This window comes from Herbiconiux daphne (assembly GCF_024979295.1).
Classification (GTDB): Bacteria; Actinomycetota; Actinomycetes; order Actinomycetales; family Microbacteriaceae; genus Herbiconiux; species Herbiconiux daphnes.
The window spans coordinates 1-1,526 of sequence record NZ_JANLCJ010000085.1; the positions used below are offsets into that span (position 1 = coordinate 1).

The 1,526-nt window shown below is 37.8% G+C and carries 3 protein-coding genes; all 3 read right to left on the minus strand.

Annotated elements, in window-relative coordinates; translation table 11 throughout:
* Positions 1–22 precede the first annotated feature (22 nt).
* Positions 23–754: a peptidoglycan amidohydrolase family protein gene (locus N1032_RS23085; protein WP_259542668.1), complete on the minus strand. Its 732-nt coding sequence runs from the start codon at positions 752–754 to the stop codon at positions 23–25.
* Positions 751–1,125, minus strand: a complete 375-nt coding sequence (locus N1032_RS23090) for a phage holin family protein (RefSeq protein ID WP_259542669.1) — start codon at positions 1,123–1,125, stop codon at positions 751–753. Before N1032_RS23090 ends, N1032_RS23085 begins: the two co-directional genes overlap by 4 nt.
* 13 nt (positions 1,126–1,138) lie before the next feature.
* The coding region (locus tag N1032_RS23095) for a hypothetical protein (protein WP_259542670.1) at positions 1,139–1,526 on the minus strand (388 nt) is incomplete at its 5' end.

Genomic DNA, 1,526 nt, shown 5'->3' on the forward strand with positions numbered 1-1,526 from the left:
CTATTTAGTGAGGGTTTTTGTTTTAGTATACTTTGCCGAATGTTCCCCAGTAGTCAACACGGTTATTTTTTGCATCAGTTTTACCAGTAGCAATCCAATGACCTGTCTTTGCTTGTCTTACCCAAATATAGTTATTTGGGAATTTCTTCACTCTATCATAGATAACCGACTGCCCTTTATTAAGTCTTGCCACAAGTGGTGCAGAAGTAACAGGTTGTCGGCGTAATGCTACACCGTTATCTTTCAGCGTAAACCGTCCGTATTCTTCCCACTCTTTAGCACTTGAAGAAACAGGGTTAGATACATGAGCAGGCATGCTTTCAGTTTGTTCATATACATACCAGTAAGGATAACCATTCATTGCAAGCCGTGCATCATGGTTAGAAAGAATTACAGTATCTTTCCACCCTGTACACTCAATCCAATTCTGCCCATCGATTGCGATACCTGTATGCCCTGCACTTCCTGCCGATTGACCTTTTCTACCCCAAATAATTACCTGCCCACGCTTCATTGTAAAGTTGCGATTTTCCGCAATAAGTTTAAAGCCGTTTTTTAACAGATAATCATGAAGGGTTTCTGTACTTGGTACAATCGGATAAGTACCACCACCTGCCGAACGTAAGCAGGCGAATACAAAACCACTACAATCTGCCGTTCCGTCTGTACCCGTCCTGCTACCCTTCATAGAGTAGCGGACTTTTCCCAACATGGTTCTACCGAAATTAATAGCGTTATTCATGTTAACTTTCATTTGTTTTCACCTTTCCCGTCTATTTCATCTTTTAAATTGATGAACATTTTTTCCACAAATGCAGGCAACCAGAAACCACATTCTTTATAGTTTTCAACGATGGATAAACCGTAAATTGCAATGTTGCCATAAATGAACCAATCGCCGAATTGTTTCATACCACAATATTCTAGCAAGGTAATTGCAAGCAATGTAATGCATAGAATTGTTAGATGTTTCACCATACCACGACTACCAATTTTTGAATTTGGTTTGCGTGTGATAAATGCTTTTGAAAGTCCTGTACCAATATCTGCAATTTGCATGAATACGAAAACTACAACATCATGCCTTTCAGGTAATGTACGTAAAATGTAAAGTAAAGCGTTCATATTTTAACCGTCCTTATATTCTAAATACTGACATATTCGTGTAGTCAGGGTATTGCGTTAGAAAATCATTTAAACCGTCTTTGAAGATGCCAGCAGGGGTAAACCCTAAAAACGTATCTTCATCGAACCATACACCTATAAAATAATTGTCGGTGATTTGAATTGAAAAATCTGTATCGATATTTAAGAATACAATATCGCCTGCCGTGAAGTCGTAAGTTAAATCTATTACGCCTTCCGTTATGTTCCGATCGATACCGTTTAAAGCATCGTATAAAGTCCAAGCTTCTTGATGTTCATAAAATATATCATTTAAAACATCAAGTAGCCAATAAGCGATAAAGGAAACGTAATCTGTTTCTTTTAACTTCAACATAATTTCAGGACTTAACGGTCTATTG